General features: G+C 50.1%; 14 protein-coding genes. 7 read left to right on the top strand and 7 right to left on the bottom strand.

The window, feature by feature from the left end:
• Nucleotides 1-13: 13 nt before the first annotated feature.
• Genes ileS through ACPLJI_RS01565 form a run of 3 tightly spaced genes read left to right on the top strand, consistent with a single transcriptional unit; the run spans nucleotide 14 to nucleotide 5,868 of the window.
• Nucleotides 14-3,151 carry an isoleucine--tRNA ligase gene (gene ileS / locus ACPLJI_RS01575; protein ID WP_424731297.1) on the top strand — a complete coding sequence of 1,046 codons (3,138 nt, stop codon included), beginning with the start codon at nucleotides 14-16 and terminating at the stop codon, nucleotides 3,149-3,151.
• A gap of 2 nt (nucleotides 3,152-3,153) precedes the next feature.
• Nucleotides 3,154-5,298 carry a phosphoribosylformylglycinamidine synthase subunit PurL gene (gene purL / locus ACPLJI_RS01570; RefSeq protein ID WP_424731296.1) on the top strand — a complete coding sequence of 715 codons (2,145 nt, stop codon included), beginning with the start codon at nucleotides 3,154-3,156 and terminating at the stop codon, nucleotides 5,296-5,298.
• 9 nt (nucleotides 5,299-5,307) lie between these two features.
• Nucleotides 5,308-5,868 (top strand): diacylglycerol/polyprenol kinase family protein, encoded by a 561-nt coding sequence (locus ACPLJI_RS01565; RefSeq protein ID WP_424731295.1) that lies wholly within the window; start codon nucleotides 5,308-5,310, stop codon nucleotides 5,866-5,868.
• Nucleotides 5,869-5,935: 67 nt separating this feature from the next.
• Here ACPLJI_RS01565 and ACPLJI_RS01560 read toward each other — a convergent pair whose 3' ends face one another.
• Genes ACPLJI_RS01560 through ACPLJI_RS01550 form a run of 3 tightly spaced genes read right to left on the bottom strand, consistent with a single transcriptional unit; the run spans nucleotide 5,936 to nucleotide 9,045 of the window.
• Nucleotides 5,936-7,060: an ABC transporter permease gene (locus ACPLJI_RS01560; RefSeq protein ID WP_424731294.1), complete on the bottom strand. Its 1,125-nt coding sequence runs from the start codon at nucleotides 7,058-7,060 to the stop codon at nucleotides 5,936-5,938.
• Entirely contained in the window at nucleotides 7,057-8,139 is a 1,083-nt protein-coding gene (locus tag ACPLJI_RS01555; protein WP_424731293.1) for an ABC transporter permease, read from the bottom strand. The genes ACPLJI_RS01560 and ACPLJI_RS01555 overlap by 4 nt, the downstream gene beginning before the upstream one ends.
• Nucleotides 8,140-9,045 (bottom strand): ATP-binding cassette domain-containing protein, encoded by a 906-nt coding sequence (locus tag ACPLJI_RS01550; RefSeq protein ID WP_424731292.1) that lies wholly within the window; start codon nucleotides 9,043-9,045, stop codon nucleotides 8,140-8,142.
• A gap of 97 nt (nucleotides 9,046-9,142) precedes the next feature.
• On the opposite strand from ACPLJI_RS01550, the gene glp reads away from it, so the two are divergent.
• A complete protein-coding gene (glp, locus tag ACPLJI_RS01545) occupies nucleotides 9,143-10,357 on the top strand; it encodes a gephyrin-like molybdotransferase Glp (RefSeq protein ID WP_424731291.1) in 1,215 nt (404 codons plus the stop codon).
• 74 nt (nucleotides 10,358-10,431) lie between these two features.
• A complete protein-coding gene (locus ACPLJI_RS01540) occupies nucleotides 10,432-11,589 on the top strand; it encodes a site-2 protease family protein (protein WP_424731290.1) in 1,158 nt (385 codons plus the stop codon).
• A gap of 160 nt (nucleotides 11,590-11,749) precedes the next feature.
• Here ACPLJI_RS01540 and ACPLJI_RS01535 read toward each other — a convergent pair whose 3' ends face one another.
• The 4 genes from ACPLJI_RS01535 to ACPLJI_RS01520 all read right to left on the bottom strand — a co-directional run bounded on the left by ACPLJI_RS01535 (nucleotide 11,750) and on the right by ACPLJI_RS01520 (nucleotide 13,287).
• Nucleotides 11,750-11,899 (bottom strand): hypothetical protein, encoded by a 150-nt coding sequence (locus ACPLJI_RS01535; RefSeq protein WP_424741092.1) that lies wholly within the window; start codon nucleotides 11,897-11,899, stop codon nucleotides 11,750-11,752.
• A gap of 97 nt (nucleotides 11,900-11,996) precedes the next feature.
• Entirely contained in the window at nucleotides 11,997-12,281 is a 285-nt protein-coding gene (locus tag ACPLJI_RS01530) for an Hsp20/alpha crystallin family protein (protein ID WP_424731288.1), read from the bottom strand.
• Nucleotides 12,282-12,290: 9 nt separating this feature from the next.
• Nucleotides 12,291-12,602, bottom strand: a complete 312-nt coding sequence (locus tag ACPLJI_RS01525) for a 4Fe-4S dicluster domain-containing protein (protein WP_424731287.1) — start codon at nucleotides 12,600-12,602, stop codon at nucleotides 12,291-12,293.
• 1 nt (nucleotide 12,603) lies between these two features.
• Nucleotides 12,604-13,287, bottom strand: a complete 684-nt coding sequence (locus ACPLJI_RS01520) for a DUF169 domain-containing protein (RefSeq protein ID WP_424731310.1) — start codon at nucleotides 13,285-13,287, stop codon at nucleotides 12,604-12,606.
• A 160-nt stretch (nucleotides 13,288-13,447) separates the two neighbouring features.
• Between ACPLJI_RS01520 and ACPLJI_RS01515 the strand changes: the two genes are divergently transcribed.
• Together ACPLJI_RS01515 and ACPLJI_RS01510 are read left to right on the top strand one after the other, a co-directional pair.
• The gene (locus ACPLJI_RS01515) at nucleotides 13,448-17,455 is read left to right on the top strand and encodes a cobaltochelatase subunit CobN (protein ID WP_424731286.1); all 4,008 of its coding nucleotides are present in this window, start codon (nucleotides 13,448-13,450) and stop codon (nucleotides 17,453-17,455) included.
• A 123-nt stretch (nucleotides 17,456-17,578) separates the two neighbouring features.
• Complete coding sequence (locus tag ACPLJI_RS01510; RefSeq protein WP_424731285.1) at nucleotides 17,579-17,809, top strand: FeoA family protein; 231 nt, start codon at nucleotides 17,579-17,581, stop codon at nucleotides 17,807-17,809.

The following is a 17,809-nucleotide window of genomic DNA, read 5'->3' as shown; positions in this document are numbered from 1 at the left end:
GAGGGAGAAACACATGCCAATCCAGGAAGCCGAAAAATCCTACAGACCCCATGTGATAGAGGAAAAGGTTCAGAGTTTCTGGGAAGAAAGGGATATCTATGAACGCGTCAAGGAACTGAGGGAGAATGGTCCAAGGTACTCGTTCCTGGACGGTCCACCCTACTGCAGCGGAAGGATTCACCTTGGAACAGCATGGAACAAGATAATGAAGGACTCCTACCTCCGCTTCAAATCAATGAGGGGTTTCAATGTCAGAAGGCAGCCTGGATGGGACACCCATGGCCTCCCAATAGAACACAAGGTTGAGGGGATCCTGGGTGTCAGGAGCAAGAAGGACATCGAGGATAAGATCGGGATAGAGGAATTTGTCAGGAAGTGCAGGGAATTCGCTGTTGAGAACAAGGCTGTGATGACATCCCAGTTCCAGCGCCTGGGGGTCTGGATGGACTGGGATGACCCCTACGTGACCTTTGACCCTGCCTACATGGAATCATGCTGGTGGACCCTGAAGAGGGCCCATGAAAAGAACCTCCTTTTAAGGGATCTAAGGGTGATAACGTGGTGTCCGCGCTGTGAAACGGCACTGGCACTTGCTGAGATAGACTACCATGAGAAGGAGGACCCATCCATCTATGTGAAGTTCCCTGTCTCAGGGGACACATACATACTAGTATGGACAACAACGCCCTGGACCCTGCCTGCAAACATGGCCGTTTCGGTCCACCCTGACTTTGACTATGCCCACGCCCGCCTTGATGGGGAAACCTACATAATGGCAGAGGCACTCGTTGAGAAGGTTCTGGGGGAGGAAGCGGAGATAATAAAGACCGTCAGGGGATCTGAACTTGAGGGCCTCACCTACAGGCACCCCCTGGATGAGGAGGTGCCATGCCACAGGGACATGGAGCACAGGGTCATCCTGGGGGACCATGTGACACTCACAGAGGGTACAGGGTGTGTTCACACAGCCCCAGGTCACGGTCCAGAGGACTTTGAGATAGGTAAAGAATATGGACTCCCAGTTTTCTGCCCTGTGGACGAGGCAGGAGTCTTCACTGAGGATGCAGGGAAATACAGGGGACTCTTTGTTAAGGACGCTGATTCTGACATAATAGATGACCTCAGATCAAAGAACCTCCTCCTGAGGGCAGGAACCATAAGTCACAGGTACGGGTTCTGCTGGAGATGCAAAACACCCATAATCTACCTTGCCACAGAGCAGTGGTTCCTCAGGATAACAGAAATAAAGGATAAAATGCTCAGTGAACTCGACAGGGTACAGTGGATCCCCTCATGGGCAGGGGAGAGCAGGTTCAGGAACTGGATAGAGAATGCAAGGGACTGGACCATCTCAAGGCAGCGTTACTGGGGAATACCCATCCCCATATGGGTCTGTGAGGAATGTGACAGTATACATGTTGTTGGATCAATAGAGGAGCTCAGGGAGCTGGCGGTTGAGGGTCAGCTGGAGGGTGACTTCATCCACAGGCCCCACGTGGACAGGATAATACTTGAGTGCAATAGATGCGGGGGAAAGATGAAGAGGACACCCGATGTCCTGGACGTATGGATAGACTCGGGTGTTGCAGGGTGGGCAGCCCTCCACTACCCCTCAGAGAAGGAACTCTTCAGTAAATGGTTCCCCTACGACTTCATAACAGAGGGACATGACCAGACAAGGGGCTGGTTCTACTCACAGCTTGGCTGCGGTGTAATAGCACTTGATGAGACACCCTACCGGCGGGTCCTCATGCACGGATTCACCCTTGATGAAGAGGGCAGGAAGATGAGCAAGTCCCTGGGGAATGTGGTTGAACCTGAGGATGTCATAGAGAAGTACGGTGCTGATGTCCTGAGGTTCTACCTTCTATGGGCCAACAAGCCATGGGAGGACCTTAAATTCGTATGGGATGAACTCAGGAATGTTAACAAGATGTTCAACATACTCTGGAATGTCTACGTCTTCGCAACAACCTACATGTCCCTTGACAGGTTCCAGCCAGGGGACCATGAAGTGGAGGACCTTCACTTCAGGGAGGAGGATCGATGGATAATCTCAAGGGTTAACTCTGTGGCCCTGAGGGTGACAGAGGCCCTGGATAACCTCCACTTCCACAGGGCAACCCGTGAAATTCACGATTTCATAGTGGAGGACCTCAGCCGCTGGTACATAAGGCTCATAAGGAGCCGCACATGGATAGAGAGGGACGATCCAGACAAGCTGGCAGCCTATCAGAGCCTCTACACAGCACTCAAGACACTGATAGTGACACTCTCACCCATAGCACCCCATGTATGTGAGGACATATACCAGAACCTTGTGAGGGGGGCTGAACCCGACTCACCTGAGAGCATACACATGCTGGACTGGATGGTGAGTGGGGATGCGGTGGACGAAAAACTCGAGGCAGAGATGGACATCGTCCGTGAGATAATAGAGGCATGTGCAAGGGCAAGGGACACCGCAAGGTACAAGCTGAGATGGCCTGTAAGGGAGATAGTTGTGGTATCAGAGGAGAATAGGGTTCTTGAGGCGGCAGAGTCCCTTAAGGCTGTCATAGCTGAACAGGCCAACGCCAAGTCCATCAGGACTTCAACAGAGTTCCCTGATATGAAGATAATCCCCAAACCAAATCCAGCAACCCTGGGTCCAAAGCTCAGGCAGGACATGCCACATGTCATGAGAAAACTTGAGGAGGCGGATGGCTCTGAGGTTAAAGCTGCAATTGAGTCAGAGGGCAGCTTCAGGGTTGAACTGGACGGTAGAATAATCGCCCTGGAACCTGAGGACATAATATTTGAGACAGAACTCCCTGAAAACATCGTGAATGCACAGTTTGAGGGTGGAAGTGTCTTCGTTGACACGGAACTCACACCTGAAATAATGAGCGAGGCAATGGCCCGCGAACTTGTAAGGAGGATCCAGGATATGAGAAAGGACCTTGACCTGGATGTTGAGGCCAGAATAGAGGTTTCAGTGAAATGCAGCCCTGAGTTCAGGGAACTGACCGGGCCCCAGAGGGAATTTGTGGAGAATGAAGTCAGGGCCAGCCATCTCTCCTTTGATTACACTGAACTCCAGTACACCAAGGAATGGAAGATATCAGATGAAAACATTATAATATCCATAAAACCTTCAGATAAGGTGTGAAAATGGTTTTAACAGATTCAGAGATTGAATTCATAAGGAAAGAACTTGGGAGAGATCCAAATCCCCTTGAATACGGGATGCTGGATGTGATGTTCTCTGAGCACTGCTCATACAAGAGCAGCCGCCCGGTCCTTGGCCTCTTCCCGACCGGTGGTGAGGGGGTAATCATAGGCCCGGGTGACGACGCTGGTGTCGTGGGGATCACAGATGAACTGGCACTGGCCATTGGAATTGAAAGCCACAACCATCCCTCTGCGATAGAACCATATGGGGGGGCAGGTACCGGTATAGGTGGTATTCTGAGGGATATAATCTCAATGGGCGCCATGCCCGTAGCTCTCCTTGACTCTCTGCGATTCGGATACCTTGAGGACCAGAAATCAAGGTACCTCTTTGAACACGTGGTTAAGGGTATATCAGACTACGGGAACCGTGTTGGGGTTCCAACCGTGGCAGGAGAGGTTGAATTTGATGATAACTTCCAGCTGAACCCCCTGGTGAATGTTATGTGTGCGGGTCTTGTGCGCAAGGATGAGATAAAAAGGGGGATAGCTCCGCGGCCAGGTGACGTCTTCCTCCTCATGGGGGGCAGAACAGGCAGGGATGGGATCCATGGTGTAACCTTCGCCTCTGAGGAACTCACAAGTTCATCTGAACTGGAGGACCGGCCAGCGGTTCAGGTTGGGGACCCCTTCACCAAGAAGATGGTGATGGAGGCAAGCTTTGAGATAATGGAGAAAATAGAGGTTTCAGGTGTGAAGGACCTCGGGGGCGGGGGTTTAACTTGCTGCATCTCTGAACTTGTGGCCAAATGTGATAACGGTGCAAGGGTAAACCTGGAGGCTGTACCCCTGAGGGAGGAGGGAATGACACCCTATGAGATAATGCTCTCAGAGTCACAGGAGCGGATGATCTTCGTTCTCAGCCCTGAAAAGGTTGATGAGGCAATGGAGATCTGCAGGAAATATGAGCTCCCGGCCGCGGTCATAGGTGAGGTTACAGATACCGGAAGGATGATTGTTGAAAGTGAAGGGAATGTTATAGCGGACCTTCCAGCAAAGCTCCTTGCGGATCCCCCTGTGATTGAAAGGGAGGCAAGAAAACCAGATCTACCCGGGGGGCAGGTTGAGGTTCAGCACCCACCTCTCAAGGAGGCGCTCCTTGAGCTCCTGTCATCACCGAACATTGCAAGCAAGAGGTGGGTTTATCGCCAGTACGACCATGAGGTTCAGATAAGGACCGTTGTGAAGCCCGGTGATGATGCGGCGGTCCTCAGGGTCGACGATGAGACTGGAGTTGCACTCACCGTTGACTGCAACAGCATCCACACAAAGCTGGACCCGTATGGTGGTGGCGCAGCCTCTGTGGGTGAGGCAATAAGGAACGTTGTTTCAATGGGTGCATGGCCACTCTGCATAGTCGACTGCCTCAACTTCGGCAACCCAGAGAAGCCAGAGGTTTTCTGGCAGTTCAGGGAATGTGTGAGGGGGATGGCTGACATGGCAGAGACCTTCGGCACACCCGTAATAAGCGGTAACGTGAGCTTCTACAATGAAACAGAGGGTGTCACAGTGAACCCCTCCCCTGTGGTTGGAGTGGCAGGGAGGCTTCCACTTGATAGCATAAAAACAATGGACTTCAAGGCTGAGGGCGAGAGTATAATCGTTATCGGGGTGACAAAACCTGAACTGGGCGCCTCAGAGTACCTCAGGACGGTTCATGGTATTGTTGATGGTAAGCCACCGGAGACGGATCTTAAGGCGGAATTTGAAGCTGCAAACTCAGTCAGGAAGATAATTGAGAGATTCGGGGATCAGGTAACAGCGGTCCATGACTGTTCAGCAGGGGGTATAGGGGTTGCAGCTGCTGAGATGTCCATAAAGTCAGGTATCGGGGCAACCATAGAGACAGCCAGGATCCCGGGAAGCTTCAGTAACATCCATGAGGCCCTCTTCTCTGAATCAAATGGGAGGTACATCATAACCGTGACCGGATCCGTGGAGGAGATAATCCGGGAAACCGAAGTGCCTTGTGCTGTTATAGGAACCACTGGAGGCGGGGCCCTGAAATTTGATGATGTAGCACTGGATGTCTCTGAACTTCATGATGCTTACCATGGGGTTATTGAGGCATACATGTCCACATAGGTGTTTTTTTTGAGTTACAGGAGGGAGTTATTCAGGCAGCTCATACATGCGGCAGGCATCGTTTTCGTGATCCTCGCAGGCTACCTTGGCCCCCTCCCCATGGTGGTCATCTCCCTCACAGCAGCACTCATGGGTGAGGTGATATTTCAGCTTGACCGGAGGTTCACCCTCCCCTTTTTCTCCAATGTTCTGAGGAGCTGCCGGAGGGATGATACCGAGAGGGGCTTCATCTACTACTTTCTGGGAATGGCCCTCACGTACGCCCTCTTTGGTTTTAACATTTCAGTGGCCAGTGCCTCGGTTATAATACTCACCCTGGGTGACTCACTCTCCACAATCATCGGCAGGAAGTATGGTTCACACCCCCTCCCATTTAATCAGGATAAGAGTATGGAGGGTTCAGCGGCATTCCTTTTCGCGGGATTCCTGGGCGCCCTGCTTTTCCTTGACCCCCTAACCGCGCTCACAGGGGCTTTTGCGGGCATGCTGGTGGAGGCCTACACGCCGGTTGAGGATAACATAACCATTCCCATTGGCGCCGGGGCTGTGATGCTGCTTCTAGTCCACTGAACAGATTTTTTGAGGCCTTCAGAGTCTTATAATGATGAGAAAAACAGAAAAATGGTTTTTGCGGGTTTCAGAGTCTTATCACTCCCTCCCTCCTGAATGAGACAACTGAAGCCACAAAGAGGATTACAGATAAAAAAGCCGCCGGTAACATTTCATAGATGAGACCCGGGCTGAGATATGGGCTTGATGATAATTTGACCATTATGATGCTGGGTATGAAGCGTATTACCGGGTTGAGGATGCCCATATCCATGAAGAGGGGCACGAACAGCAGAAATGTTGCGAAGAAGAGCACCACCGTGATGGCAGAGTTGGCCTCCTTTGTGCTGTCTGCGAGGATTGATATGAAGAGGCCGGTTCCTGTGAATCCCAGACCCGTGAGGAACATTATGATGGAAAGCAGTGGAAGGTTGTAAACCGGCACCCCCAGGAGCATCATCATTCCAAGCCACAGGAGGCTCTGAATGAATGAAAAAATGAGTGCAGGGGTTATCTTACCAAGAATGATGCCGGTCTCGGATAGAGGGACCATAAGGAGTACCTCGAAGGTTTTCCTTTCCTTCTCACCAACGATGCTATCGGTTACAATATTACTACCAAGGAAGAATGGGAGGAAAACCACGAAGGGTATTATGAAGCCGTACATTATCTCCACAAAGTAGGAGCTGTCAACTGCAAGGGGAGCATATCTTTCCCTGTTAATGGGAACAATTTTCAGTTTAACAGGATTCTCAAGGGCTTTAACTGTGGATGCGGGAATCCCCGAGTCCCTGAACTGTTTCTGCTCCGCGTACCACGAGGCAGCGCGCTGAAGCCTTTCGCTCATGATGGTGTAGAATGCGCTGCCGGTGTCTGCTTCGATGCGGACATCCCCACCGCTGGTGTAGACGATGGCAACCACCCCTGACCCCAGGCTTTTCCTGGCATCAGCGAGATCCTGAAATTTCGTAACACCAAGACCCTCCCTTTCAAGGCCCTCAATAAGCAGACCTTCGTCTCCCACAACACCCACCTTGAGGAACCTGGAACCACCCCACTCCCCAATGAGCTCTGGATCCGCTGCAACAGAACTTACAACCGCAAGTCCATAGGCACCCAGTATTATTATGACCTGCACAAGGACAAGAAGCATGTAGATTCTGTTTGAGAATATGTCCCGTGCCTCCTTAAATGTAAGGGCCTTCAGTTTCATGGTTTCACCATCAATCTTAGGATACCCGGCCTTGGACCGAAAACCACATCATCCCTGCTGAATAATCTGACTGCAAGGCCATAGAAGATGATGTTAAGTAACAGAACCGAGGCGAGGGGCGGTATGATGTCCGCCCCATTCAGGTTAACTCCTGATATCATCTTTATGGTGAGGGTCATCGGTGAGAGGGAACCTGAGGAACCCGCCATGTAGGCGAGGGCCGGCACAATCAGATATGCTGCTGCGATTATGTAGGCAAAGGTTATACCTATCCCGGCCTCACGGTAGTTCTTTGCATAAACAGATATGAGTGCCGTGAGCCCTATTATGGGTGTTGATGAAAGCACAACGGTGAAATAGGCACCGGCAGGGTTGCTTATCTGGAAACCAGCCGCCATTATCAGGATCATCCACACACCAACCTGCAGCGCCACCGTTGCAGTAACAGAGAGGCACTTTCCGATGATGATCTCAGACCGCCTTATGGGCATTGCAATAAGGGCTTCACCTGTTTTCCTCTCCTTTTCACCCACGATACTGTCCACCACGAGGTTCCCGAACAGGAAAACCGGGAGAAAGAGGAGAATTGAAACCATGACCCTCCTCACAAGCTGGAGTGGAAGTGCCTCACCCCGTGTCTCCTCACGGACCTCAGGTCTTGGCGCCGGGATTTCAATGATTTCCCTGGTTATCACGGTGGAGGCCCTTTCAACCGCGGCTTCCACCTCGTCCCTCACAACCGTCCTTCTTGGATCTGAATAGTCGAGGTAGAGCGTTGCATTCAGGGGTATCCCTGTGAAGTTATCGACCAGTAGCCTGGAGGGCGCACCCCCATGTATATAGAGGATGTCAGGGTTTAGCTGCCCGGAAATGATACCTGAGGGGTCGGTGACACTGAGCTCTGCAAAACCCCTGAGGGATGGTGTGAATGTGTTTTCCTCACCGATCATCTCAATGAAGCCGCTGAACATGAATATGGTGAGTGAAAGTACCAGTATCTGGAATATGAATATGAAGAGGAATTTACGGCTCCTGAATGTGCCCCTGAGTTCCCATCTTGTCACTGTAAGGAGATTCATCTAGGACCCCTTCAGGCTCTGTATGAATACGTCGTTCAGTGTGGCCTCCCGGGTGTTCACACTGAAGACCGTCCCAGGGATATTCTCTATAACATCTTTTATGGATTCACGGCTACCAAGGGATAACCTGATGATTTTACCATCTATTTCAACGGATTTAACGCCACTTATGTTCATAAGAGACCCCCTGTTGACCAATGAGGGCTCCGATACCTTAACTTCAAGTATAAGGTCCCCACGGGCCCTGGATTTGAGTTCATCCGGGGTTCCAGTGTCTAGTATGCGCCCCCTGTTTATTATGGCTACCCTGTCACAGAGGTAATCTGCCTCCTCCATGTAGTGGGTGCAGAGTATCATGGTCCTTGACCCCTTCAGCTCCCTTATGAATTCTCTTATTGAGAATGCTGTTGCCGGGTCAAGACCCATCGTGGGCTCGTCGAATATTATGATTGGGGGGTCATGTATTAGGGCCCTTGCTATCCCGATCCTCTGCCGCATGCCCTTGGAGAATGTGTTTATTGGGTCCTCTGCACGTTCACTCATACCCACAAGTTCAAGGAGCTCATCTATCCTGTCATCCAGAACATCCCGGGGGACACCATAGAGCTCACCGAAGTACCTAAGAAGATCAGCAGCCCTGAAACGCTCATAGAGATTTGGTTCTTCTGGAAGGTAGCCTATCATTGATTTAACCATTATGGGGTCCCTGGTAACATCATAGCCCCCCACATGGACTGTGCCGGAGTCAGGGTGCAGTATCCCTGCTATTATGCGTATTGCGGTTGTCTTACCGGCACCGTTATGGCCGATTATACCCATTAGTTCCCCTTCCCTCACACTGAAGCTGAGGTTATCAAGGGCTCTGATTCTTCCAAAGCTTTTGGAGACGGAGTCCACCTCTATCATAAAACCTCCATGAATCAACGATTCTTTTACAGCTGGGAATTTATATCCCCCTTTATATTATATAGATATAGGACAGTACTTAAGCGGTGATGGTCACATGTTTCTATCGGAACTCATACCACTGCGGGATGCATTCAGAATTCTTGATGAAAATCAGAGATTAACTGAAACTGAAACCTTAAATCTGCTCCATGCCCATAAAAGGGTTCTTGCAGAGGATTTAAAAGCCAGATTTGACTCCCCACCATTTGAAAGGTCAGCGATGGATGGATACGCGGTGAGGGCAGAGGATACATTCGGTTCATCCCCTGAGAATCCATCAATATTCACCGTCACAGATTCCATAGGGGCGGGGAATGTATCGGATGTGGATGTGGGTAGGGGGGAGGCTGTTAAAATCGCAACAGGAGCCCCCATACCCCGCGGGGCGGACGCAGTTGTCATGGAGGAGTACACTGTCCGTTCAAAATCTGAAATCAGTGTTGTAAGACCTGTTTTCCCTGGAGAGAATGTTTCACCTGCAGGTGAGGATTTCAGGGCAGGGGATACCGTTCTGAGTAACGGAACCCTCCTCAGACCTGCAGAAATTGCCATGGCGGCATCCGCAGGTTACAGCCAGCTGAGAGTGTATAAAAAGCCGTCGGTAAAGGTGATAATAACAGGTAATGAACTCATGGAACCTTCCGCGGACCTTGAACCAGGCAAGATACCCAATTCAAACCTCTACACCCTCAAGGCCCTTGTTGAGAGTGCAGGTGGAGAGGCAGAGGTTAGCCACGCCCCCGACGACATGGATATCATAGTGGATGAAATCGGAGAGGCGCTGAATGGACATGACATGGTCATAACAACCGGTGGGACGGCGGTGAGCCGTGGAGATGTGGTTGTGGATGCTGTGGACACCCTCGGGGATGTGCTGTTTCATGGGGTGGCCATGAGGCCAGGAAAACCTGTGGCGTTTGGAATGGCTGAGGGCAAACCCGTATTCATGCTTTCAGGGTATCCTGTCGCTGCCATGGTGCAGTTCGATGTCCTTGCAAGGTACTATCTTCTCAGAATGCAGCACCTGGATTACAGACACAGAACAGTGAGGATGAGGTGTCTTGGCAAGGTTGCATCTGGACCCGGCAGGACAGAGTACCTGCGGGCAAATGCAGACAGCGGAACAGTTAAACCTGTCCAGAGCAGAGGTTCAGGTATAATAAGGTCAATGGTGGATTCAAATGCCTACATAGTAATAGATGAGAACCTTGAGGGTATAGCTGAAGGTGAGGAGTGTGAGGTCCTCCTCTTTGATTCAATGACACTCTGAAGCCGTTCCAGCACATATGAATGGGAGCTTTTATATGAGCGCTTCAACAACCATTAAAACAGGTGTTATGTAGTATGAATGCACTGTGGTTTTACGTCATAGCATTTATCCTGATATGGACATTCGCTGTTCTTTTCAGGGACAGGCTCAAGATTGAGATACAGGGACCCCTCCTCCTGAGGAGAACAAAGAGGATGAGGGGATTCATCGACAGCATCGCGTCAGGACATCCAGGACTCTGGAGGTGGATACTGAACGCAGGCATTCCTGTAGCGTTCTTCTTCATGTTCTACATGCTCTACCTGATGGTGATGTCCCTTCAGAGTATATTCGTGACTCCACAGGCGTCACTCATCGTGCCAGGTGTTGAAATACCGGGATCACCGGTTTACGTGCCTCTGGGTTACGGTATAGTGGGCCTTGCCACGGTAATAGTGGTGCATGAATTCGCCCATGGGATACTTGCAAGGGTTGAGGGGGTCCGCATAAAATCCATTGGCCTCCTTCTTCTGGCAATACTTCCGGGCGCTTTCGTTGAACCTGACGAGGATGACATCAAGAAGGTTAGCCCCATCTCAAAGCTGAGGATATATGCCGCTGGATCAGTGGCGAACCTCATACTTGCAGGTATATGCTTTGCATTCTTCTTTGGCATTTCAGCATATGCCATTCCAGCGGCCTTCCAGGCTGATGGTGTTCAGATAGATAGTGTGGTTCCTGGAAGCCCTGCAAGTGAGGTCCTCAAACCGGGTCTCGTTATTGAGAGCATAAATGGAATGCCAACCACAAACCTCACCACATATGGAATGGCCCTTAAGAGGATAAGGGTGGGCGAGGTTATCACAATGGACACGGATCAGGGGACATTCAGGCTTAAAACAGGTAGAAACCCCAACAACTCAAGCAGGGCATACATGGGTATCAGGACCAGCAACCACCTGGAGGTGAGGGGGTCTGTGGCATCAGTCTTTGGAAGCACCCTACCATATGCCCTCACATACCTTGAGGAGCTCTTCTTCTGGATATTCTTCCTCAACTTTGCGGTTGGTACGGTGAACCTTCTACCTGCAAAGCCCCTTGACGGAGGTCTCATGTTTGAGGAACTCCTGCGCTACAGGTTACCTGAGAGGATTGTGAAGCCAGCTGTTAGTTATGTGTCCATATTTGTTATACTCATCATAGCGGTGAGTATAATCTGGGGAACCGGGCGAGGACTTCTTATGATGTTCTGAATTCTCTTTTTTGTTCTGGTTCTGACCCTTCCGGGACTTGTGGTGCAATTCAGGTGAACAGTGTTCTGAATTCTCTTTTTTTGTTCTGGTTCTGACCCTTCCGGGACTTGTGGTGCAATTCAGGTGATGAATCAGAGAAAGGTTCCTGATACCTTTCTTTTCAGGACTTACCCTTCCTGCAGCTGAAGCAGACATCATCCTTTCTGTCTGTTCTGTATATCCTGCCACAGATGGGGCACATCACGGTTCTCATACCTGAATCCTTTCTCTCCACCACAGGGTCAGTGCACTGACAGCGGATCCCAACCATCTTTTTTCTCATAATTAGGTATATGTGCATTCCCCTTGATATTACCTGTGCACCCAGCTACCTGCCGGATGAATCTGAAAAAAATAGGGAATGAGGGTCATTCCACAGGAATTTCAAGTCCCTTGATGTCCTCTGCAAGTTCAACAGTTATCTTTAGCAGACCATCTGCGAAACTTGCAGATGCAGTTTCTGGCTTCACACGGTGTGCAAGTGACCAGCAGCCCCCGTACTTAAATCTTTCACCTTCAGCATTCAGACAGAAGCCCTGCTCTGTCATCTCAAGGTGGATATCACTCTTCTTTATACCGGGAACCTCAACTGTTATCTCGTACATCCCACCGGTGTGTGTGATGTATGCTGAGGGTATGTAGGTGAGTTTCATACAATTCCCTCATTCTTCGGGTTCCAGTTTACCTTCCTTTATGAGTTCCCTTTTAACCTTTGCCCATATACCTTCCTTCCTGTAGAGTTCCCTCAGTTCATCCTTGTCCGGGAATGTTATGGCATTTCCCTGACATAGTGTTGCACATGTTGTACACCCAACGACACATTTGTAGGGCTGTGCGACCACGGGCCCTTCCTTTGTCCATTTGTAGACCTTCTGTCCACAGTTCATGCACATACCGCATTTAACACATTTTTCAGGATCTATTGTGGGGTACCATTCTATCTTCTCGCGGGGGTATCCTGCAAACCATGCCATTTCAATCACCTCTCAAATTTTTAAGAGCATTTTTTGCCCTTGAACGGGGTATGGCTCTTTTATACAGGTATTTAAGTTTTTTAACAATTTCAGGTAGCATATCACCATGAAAACCCACCAGGGCATCCTCTGTTCCTATATCTGTCGCGTCCCTGCATCCGTAACATCCAAGGCTGATGTTGAACCCTGAGTTGAGATAGGGGATGATTGTGGCGTCCACGCAGACCGCCTGAAGTACTGCTGTTGAGCTATTTATTCTCCTGCCTCCCATCAGGTTGAGGTATGCCAGGGCTATCCACATGAGTTTCTCTGGCTGGTCTTCCACAACCACAACGTCCGGTTTTTCATCGTGCCTGTCGAGGGGATAAAGGAGTATGCTGCGGCCCCTCCATTTAAGTTCAGGCATATCCTGAAACATTTGAGCTCCTGTTTCCTCTTCTTCAACGATTCCAAAGCCCACAAGGCCCTTTCCGGTTTTGAGTTTTTCAGGGAGTTCACTGAAACCCAGGGCCCTTGCGGCAGCTGGACATGTTATTTCATCCCCGGGGAGGACAACAACCTCGCCTCTGCGTGCCCTCATGAGCGCCTGGCAGTATCTGTGTTTTTTGAGTATAACTGCATTTTCAGGTACCTTTTCATGGAATTTCACACCGACTGGGGAAGCACTCAAATCCAGGATTGACATCATTTCTCTGGCATACTCGGTTATCATGTAGATATATTGATCAATCAATATATTTAATTTTATCGATATATATCAAAGTTAAATTTATTTTTATTAAAGAAAATTTTATATTCTATTAAATTAAACCTGATTTAAAATAAAATATTATGGAGGTGAAATTTTGAGAAGATCGGTTATTCCAGTGATTTTTCTCATGGCAATCATGCTTGCAGGAGGTGCTTCAGCAGCGGATAACAGCAGCAACACCACGGGAGACGTTATTGCAGAGAACTCATCCCACTACAACATTCTGATTCTCACGGGATCAACATCCAGTACAAAGGCGATGGTGGAGGGGTATAAACTGGCAGGGCAGAACGGCTACAGATTCAACCTTTCAATGTTCACCAACGATGAACTCCTGAGAAATGACCCGCAGATTGATGCAGCAGCCATTGAGGCTGGTAGAAGGGCCGACGTGATACTGATACAGATGATAAGCAGTCCAAACACGGTTGCAAAGGTCAACCAGATCCTCAACGTCACATCAGCAGGAAGGATCATAGCCATTGGAACAGGGAACACCTTCAAGAATTACCCTGCTATAGGCGAGGACAATGCAACTGTTAAGAATATTTGGGACCAGGGCGGCCCCGAAAATTTCAGGAGGATGATGTTACTTCTCCTGAGAGATGTTGGGATGCAGCTCAGACCCGGGGAGAACCTCACAGCAATTCCAGCCATAAAGTCCTTTGTCTACCATCCTGACTCAGCACAGCAGTTCACATCCTGGGAAGAGTACTATTCCTGGTATGTGCAGAGCGGACACCACAAGGCGGGAAAGCCGTGGATAGGTATCCTGACCTTTGACACCTACTACCGTGGAAGCGACATGAGGATGCACACCGCGATAGTTGAGAGCCTCGAGCGCAAGGGATACAATGTGATGCTCGGGTTTGCAGCGGACACAGCAACCAAGAGGAATCTCATAGAGAAATTCTTCCTGGATGGCAACAGAACACCAAGGATAAGCGGCCTCATAACCTGTATGGGCTTCAACCTCTACAGCGGGGATCCGGTGAACTCCACAGGCATACTGAGGGAACTTGATGTACCTGCACTCTCAGCGGTATATGCATCAAACCTCAAAACATGGAACGAGAGCATATCAGGACTCTCATCTGAGGTCTACTGGCAGATAGCCATGCCAGAGATTGATGGAAGAATAGAGCCCATAATGATCGGCGGCGGCGTTGAGATGGTTGACCCTGAAACTGGTTTGAGGTACACATACTATGTGCCGATACCCGACAGGATAGAGAGGCTCACAGAGAGGATGATCAACTGGGTGAAACTGCGGGAACTTCCAAATTCAGAAAAGAAAATAGCCCTAATCTACTACAACATAGGGGGCGGTAAGGATGGTATCAGTGCCAGCTACCTAAACGTGCCAGAGAGCATAAGCACGATACTGAGGGCCATGAAGGCCGCTGGTTATACGGTGGATGAAAAGTCAACTGCAGAGGTAATCAACATACTCCTTGGACCTGGCCTCAATGTGGGGTCATGGGCCCCGGGGGAACTTGCAAAGGTGGTGAAGGCAGGTGCAGTAACCATACCAGTATCAGAATACATGGCCTGGTTCAGCCTTCTCCCTGAAGCCCTCAGGAACAACATAACAGCAACCTGGGGGCCAGCACCAGGAAACGTGATGGTATACAATGGCAGCATCGTGATTCCCGGTGTGATGCTTGGAAATGTATTCCTGGGACCACAGCCAATGCGTGGATTCGGCGAGGATGCAGCTGACCTCATACACTCAACGACACTCCCACCACACCACCAGTACCTTGCATTCTACCTGTGGCTCCAGAAGAACTTCAATGCAGTCATACACCTCGGGACACATGGAACCCTTGAATGGCTGCCAGGGAAATCCGTTGGACTCTCAGCACTTGACTGGCCTGATGTTATGATAGGGGACCTGCCAAACATCTACCCTTACATAGTAAACAACCCTGGAGAGGGTACACAGGCAAAGAGGCGTGGGTATGCGGTACTCATCAACCATAACATTCCACCGATGGTTGTCGGGGAACTCTACGGTGACCTGGCTGAACTCCAGCACAAGATCAACAGCTACCATTCATCAGAGGATCCCCAGAGGAAACTCATAATCGCAGAGGAAATAAGGAACCTCACGGTGAAGCTTGACCTTCACAGGGAACTGAACATTGACCTAAACGCATCCTTTGATGAGGCCCTTGACAGGATCGAACACAGGCTTGATGAACTCTCAGCAACACTGATACCCTACGGTCTCCACGTATTCGGAGAACCGCTGAACGGCCAGCTACTTGATGCAATGGTTGAGGCCATAGTGAGCTTTGATCCGGTGTCACGTAACACCACAGAGTTCAGGAACGCCATAAGGGAAAAGCTGGCCAGTGACTGTGAGATCAGCAATCTCCTGAGGGCCCTTGAGGGCAGATTCATTGAGCCGGGAAGAGGTGCCGACCCCATCAGGATACCCGATCTTCTGCCTACCGGTAAGAACTCCTACTCGTTTGACCCCCGACTGGCACCGGATAGGGCTGCATGGGTGATCGGTAAGAAGATGGCCGATGATCTCATAGCAGATTACCTTGCAAAGAACGGCAGATATCCCGAATCTGTGGGCGTGGTCCTCTGGGCCATTGAGACCATGAGGACAAATGGTCAGACAATAGCCATGGTTCTGAGGCTGATAGGGGCTGAACCGGTATGGGATAGGTCAGGAAGATTCACAGGGATCAACGTTACCCCCCTTGAAACCCTGGGAAGGCCAAGGATCGATGTCCTTGTAACCATCAGCGGACTCTTCAGGGATACCTTTGCCTACAGCATAGACAGGATGGATGAGGCAATAAGGCTTGTGATGAAGCTTAATGAACCTGTGAACCAGAATTATCTCAGAAAACACTACATTGAGGATCTCGCCAATTACACGGCGAGGGGCGTTCCAATGGCAGATACGCTTGCAGGGGCGAGGATCTTTGGTAGCGCACCTGGAACTTACGGCACGGGGATACCTGCTGTTGTTGAGTCAACTGCCAAGTGGAATGAACAGTCACAGCTTGTTGAAACCTACCTCAACCATATGGGATTCATCTATGGAAAGGACATATACGCCATTGATGCAAGGGAGGTCTTCATGAAGCAGCTATCAAATGTCGATGCAACAGTACAGGTGAGGGACAGTGTTTACGGCGTTCTGGACAATGATGACGTCTACCAGTACCTTGGAGGGCTCACAATGGCTGCAAGGGCAATGTCAGGTAAGAATGTTGCATCCTACATTGCCAACACAAGGTTCACCCCCAGGGTTGAGACACTCTCAGATTTCCTTGCAGCTGAGCTGAGGACAAGGACCTACAACCCAAAGTGGATTGAGGGAATGCTCAGCCAGGGATTCTCAGGTGGCCATCAGATCTCAAAGGAGATAGGGCACCTCTTCGGGTGGAGCGCAGTCACACCTGAACTTGTACAGGACTGGATGTGGCAGAAGGTTGCAGAGACATATGTTTTTGATCCCCAGGTTAGCAGTAGATTTAAGAGTGTTCAGCCCTACTCCTATGCTTCAACAGTGGCATGGCTTCTTGAGGCCAGCAGGAGGGGCCTGTGGAGGCCTGATTCAGCAACGCTTCAGAGGCTTGCCGATGAGTACATCTCGGCGGTGAATGAGTACGGTGTTGTCTGCTGCCACCACACCTGTGCCAACATAGTCTTCAATAGCTGGGTTGTGAAGCTCTCTTCCCTCAACCAGGCTGCCCTCAGGAAGTTTGCAAGTGCAATGGCCGCAGCCACAGGAAAATCCATTGATGTTCCGGGATCTGACACCGGATCTGATACCTCCACAGGGCGGGGTGATGATGGTAATGGTGCCGGAGAGACCGGAGCACCGTCATCAGGTTCATCTGGCGGAATATCAGGTTCTGTATCCAGGGGGGCTGCCATTTCTGGCGAGTCATCTGAGGCAAGTGAGATTTCACAGGCAGAACCTGCCGGTGAGTCAGGTAAGGCCTATGAGGTTGCTGCTTCAAACCAGAGCGGCTCAGCAAGTACCCAGACACCACTTTATGCTCTTGCTGGCATCATAGCAATTGTATGCCTCCTCGGAGCAGGATATTTCTACCAGGGAAGAAATTAAACACCTAATTATTTTTTTGATTTTTATTTTTTCTCATGAACCTGTTTTAGGAAAACCTAAAAATTTATATACGATGGGGATTTAGGCATAACTAAAGTTTAGGAATACCTAAAAGGTGGTGTCATGGAAACTACACTCGACAGAATATCCGAATCAGAAAGGGTAACGGTCACCTCAGTTGACATTACCGGCAGGATAAAACACAGGCTCACTGTGATGGGGATCGTCAGGGGATCTAGGATAACCCTTGAAATGGTTGCACCCCTCGGCGACCCGCTCAAGGTGAGGGTCAGGGGCCACCCCTTATCCATCAGGAGGGAGGAGGCCTCAAGGATAAGGGTGAGGAGAGATTAG

Source organism: Methanothermobacter sp. (assembly GCF_049720995.1).
Classification (GTDB): domain Archaea; phylum Methanobacteriota; class Methanobacteria; order Methanobacteriales; family Methanothermobacteraceae; genus Methanothermobacter.
This window is presented reverse-complemented; position numbering and strand designations above follow the sequence as displayed.

What these genes read in the sequence shown, in the direction of transcription:
- ileS (WP_424731297.1), top strand. Translation starts at nt 14, where the DNA reads ATGCCAATCCAGGAAGCCGAAAAATCCTACAGACCCCATGTGATAGAG.
- purL (WP_424731296.1), top strand. Translation starts at nt 3,154, where the DNA reads ATGGTTTTAACAGATTCAGAGATTGAATTCATAAGGAAAGAACTTGGG.
- ACPLJI_RS01560 (WP_424731294.1), bottom strand. Translation starts at nt 7,060, where the DNA reads ATGAAACTGAAGGCCCTTACATTTAAGGAGGCACGGGACATATTCTCA.
- ACPLJI_RS01555 (WP_424731293.1), bottom strand. Translation starts at nt 8,139, where the DNA reads ATGAATCTCCTTACAGTGACAAGATGGGAACTCAGGGGCACATTCAGG.
- ACPLJI_RS01550 (WP_424731292.1), bottom strand. Translation starts at nt 9,045, where the DNA reads ATGATAGAGGTGGACTCCGTCTCCAAAAGCTTTGGAAGAATCAGAGCC.
- glp (WP_424731291.1), top strand. Translation starts at nt 9,143, where the DNA reads ATGTTTCTATCGGAACTCATACCACTGCGGGATGCATTCAGAATTCTT.
- ACPLJI_RS01540 (WP_424731290.1), top strand. Translation starts at nt 10,432, where the DNA reads ATGAATGCACTGTGGTTTTACGTCATAGCATTTATCCTGATATGGACA.
- ACPLJI_RS01535 (WP_424741092.1), bottom strand. Translation starts at nt 11,899, where the DNA reads ATGGTTGGGATCCGCTGTCAGTGCACTGACCCTGTGGTGGAGAGAAAG.
- ACPLJI_RS01530 (WP_424731288.1), bottom strand. Translation starts at nt 12,281, where the DNA reads ATGAAACTCACCTACATACCCTCAGCATACATCACACACACCGGTGGG.
- ACPLJI_RS01525 (WP_424731287.1), bottom strand. Translation starts at nt 12,602, where the DNA reads ATGGCATGGTTTGCAGGATACCCCCGCGAGAAGATAGAATGGTACCCC.
- ACPLJI_RS01520 (WP_424731310.1), bottom strand. Translation starts at nt 13,287, where the DNA reads ATGTCAATCCTGGATTTGAGTGCTTCCCCAGTCGGTGTGAAATTCCAT.
- ACPLJI_RS01510 (WP_424731285.1), top strand. Translation starts at nt 17,579, where the DNA reads ATGGAAACTACACTCGACAGAATATCCGAATCAGAAAGGGTAACGGTC.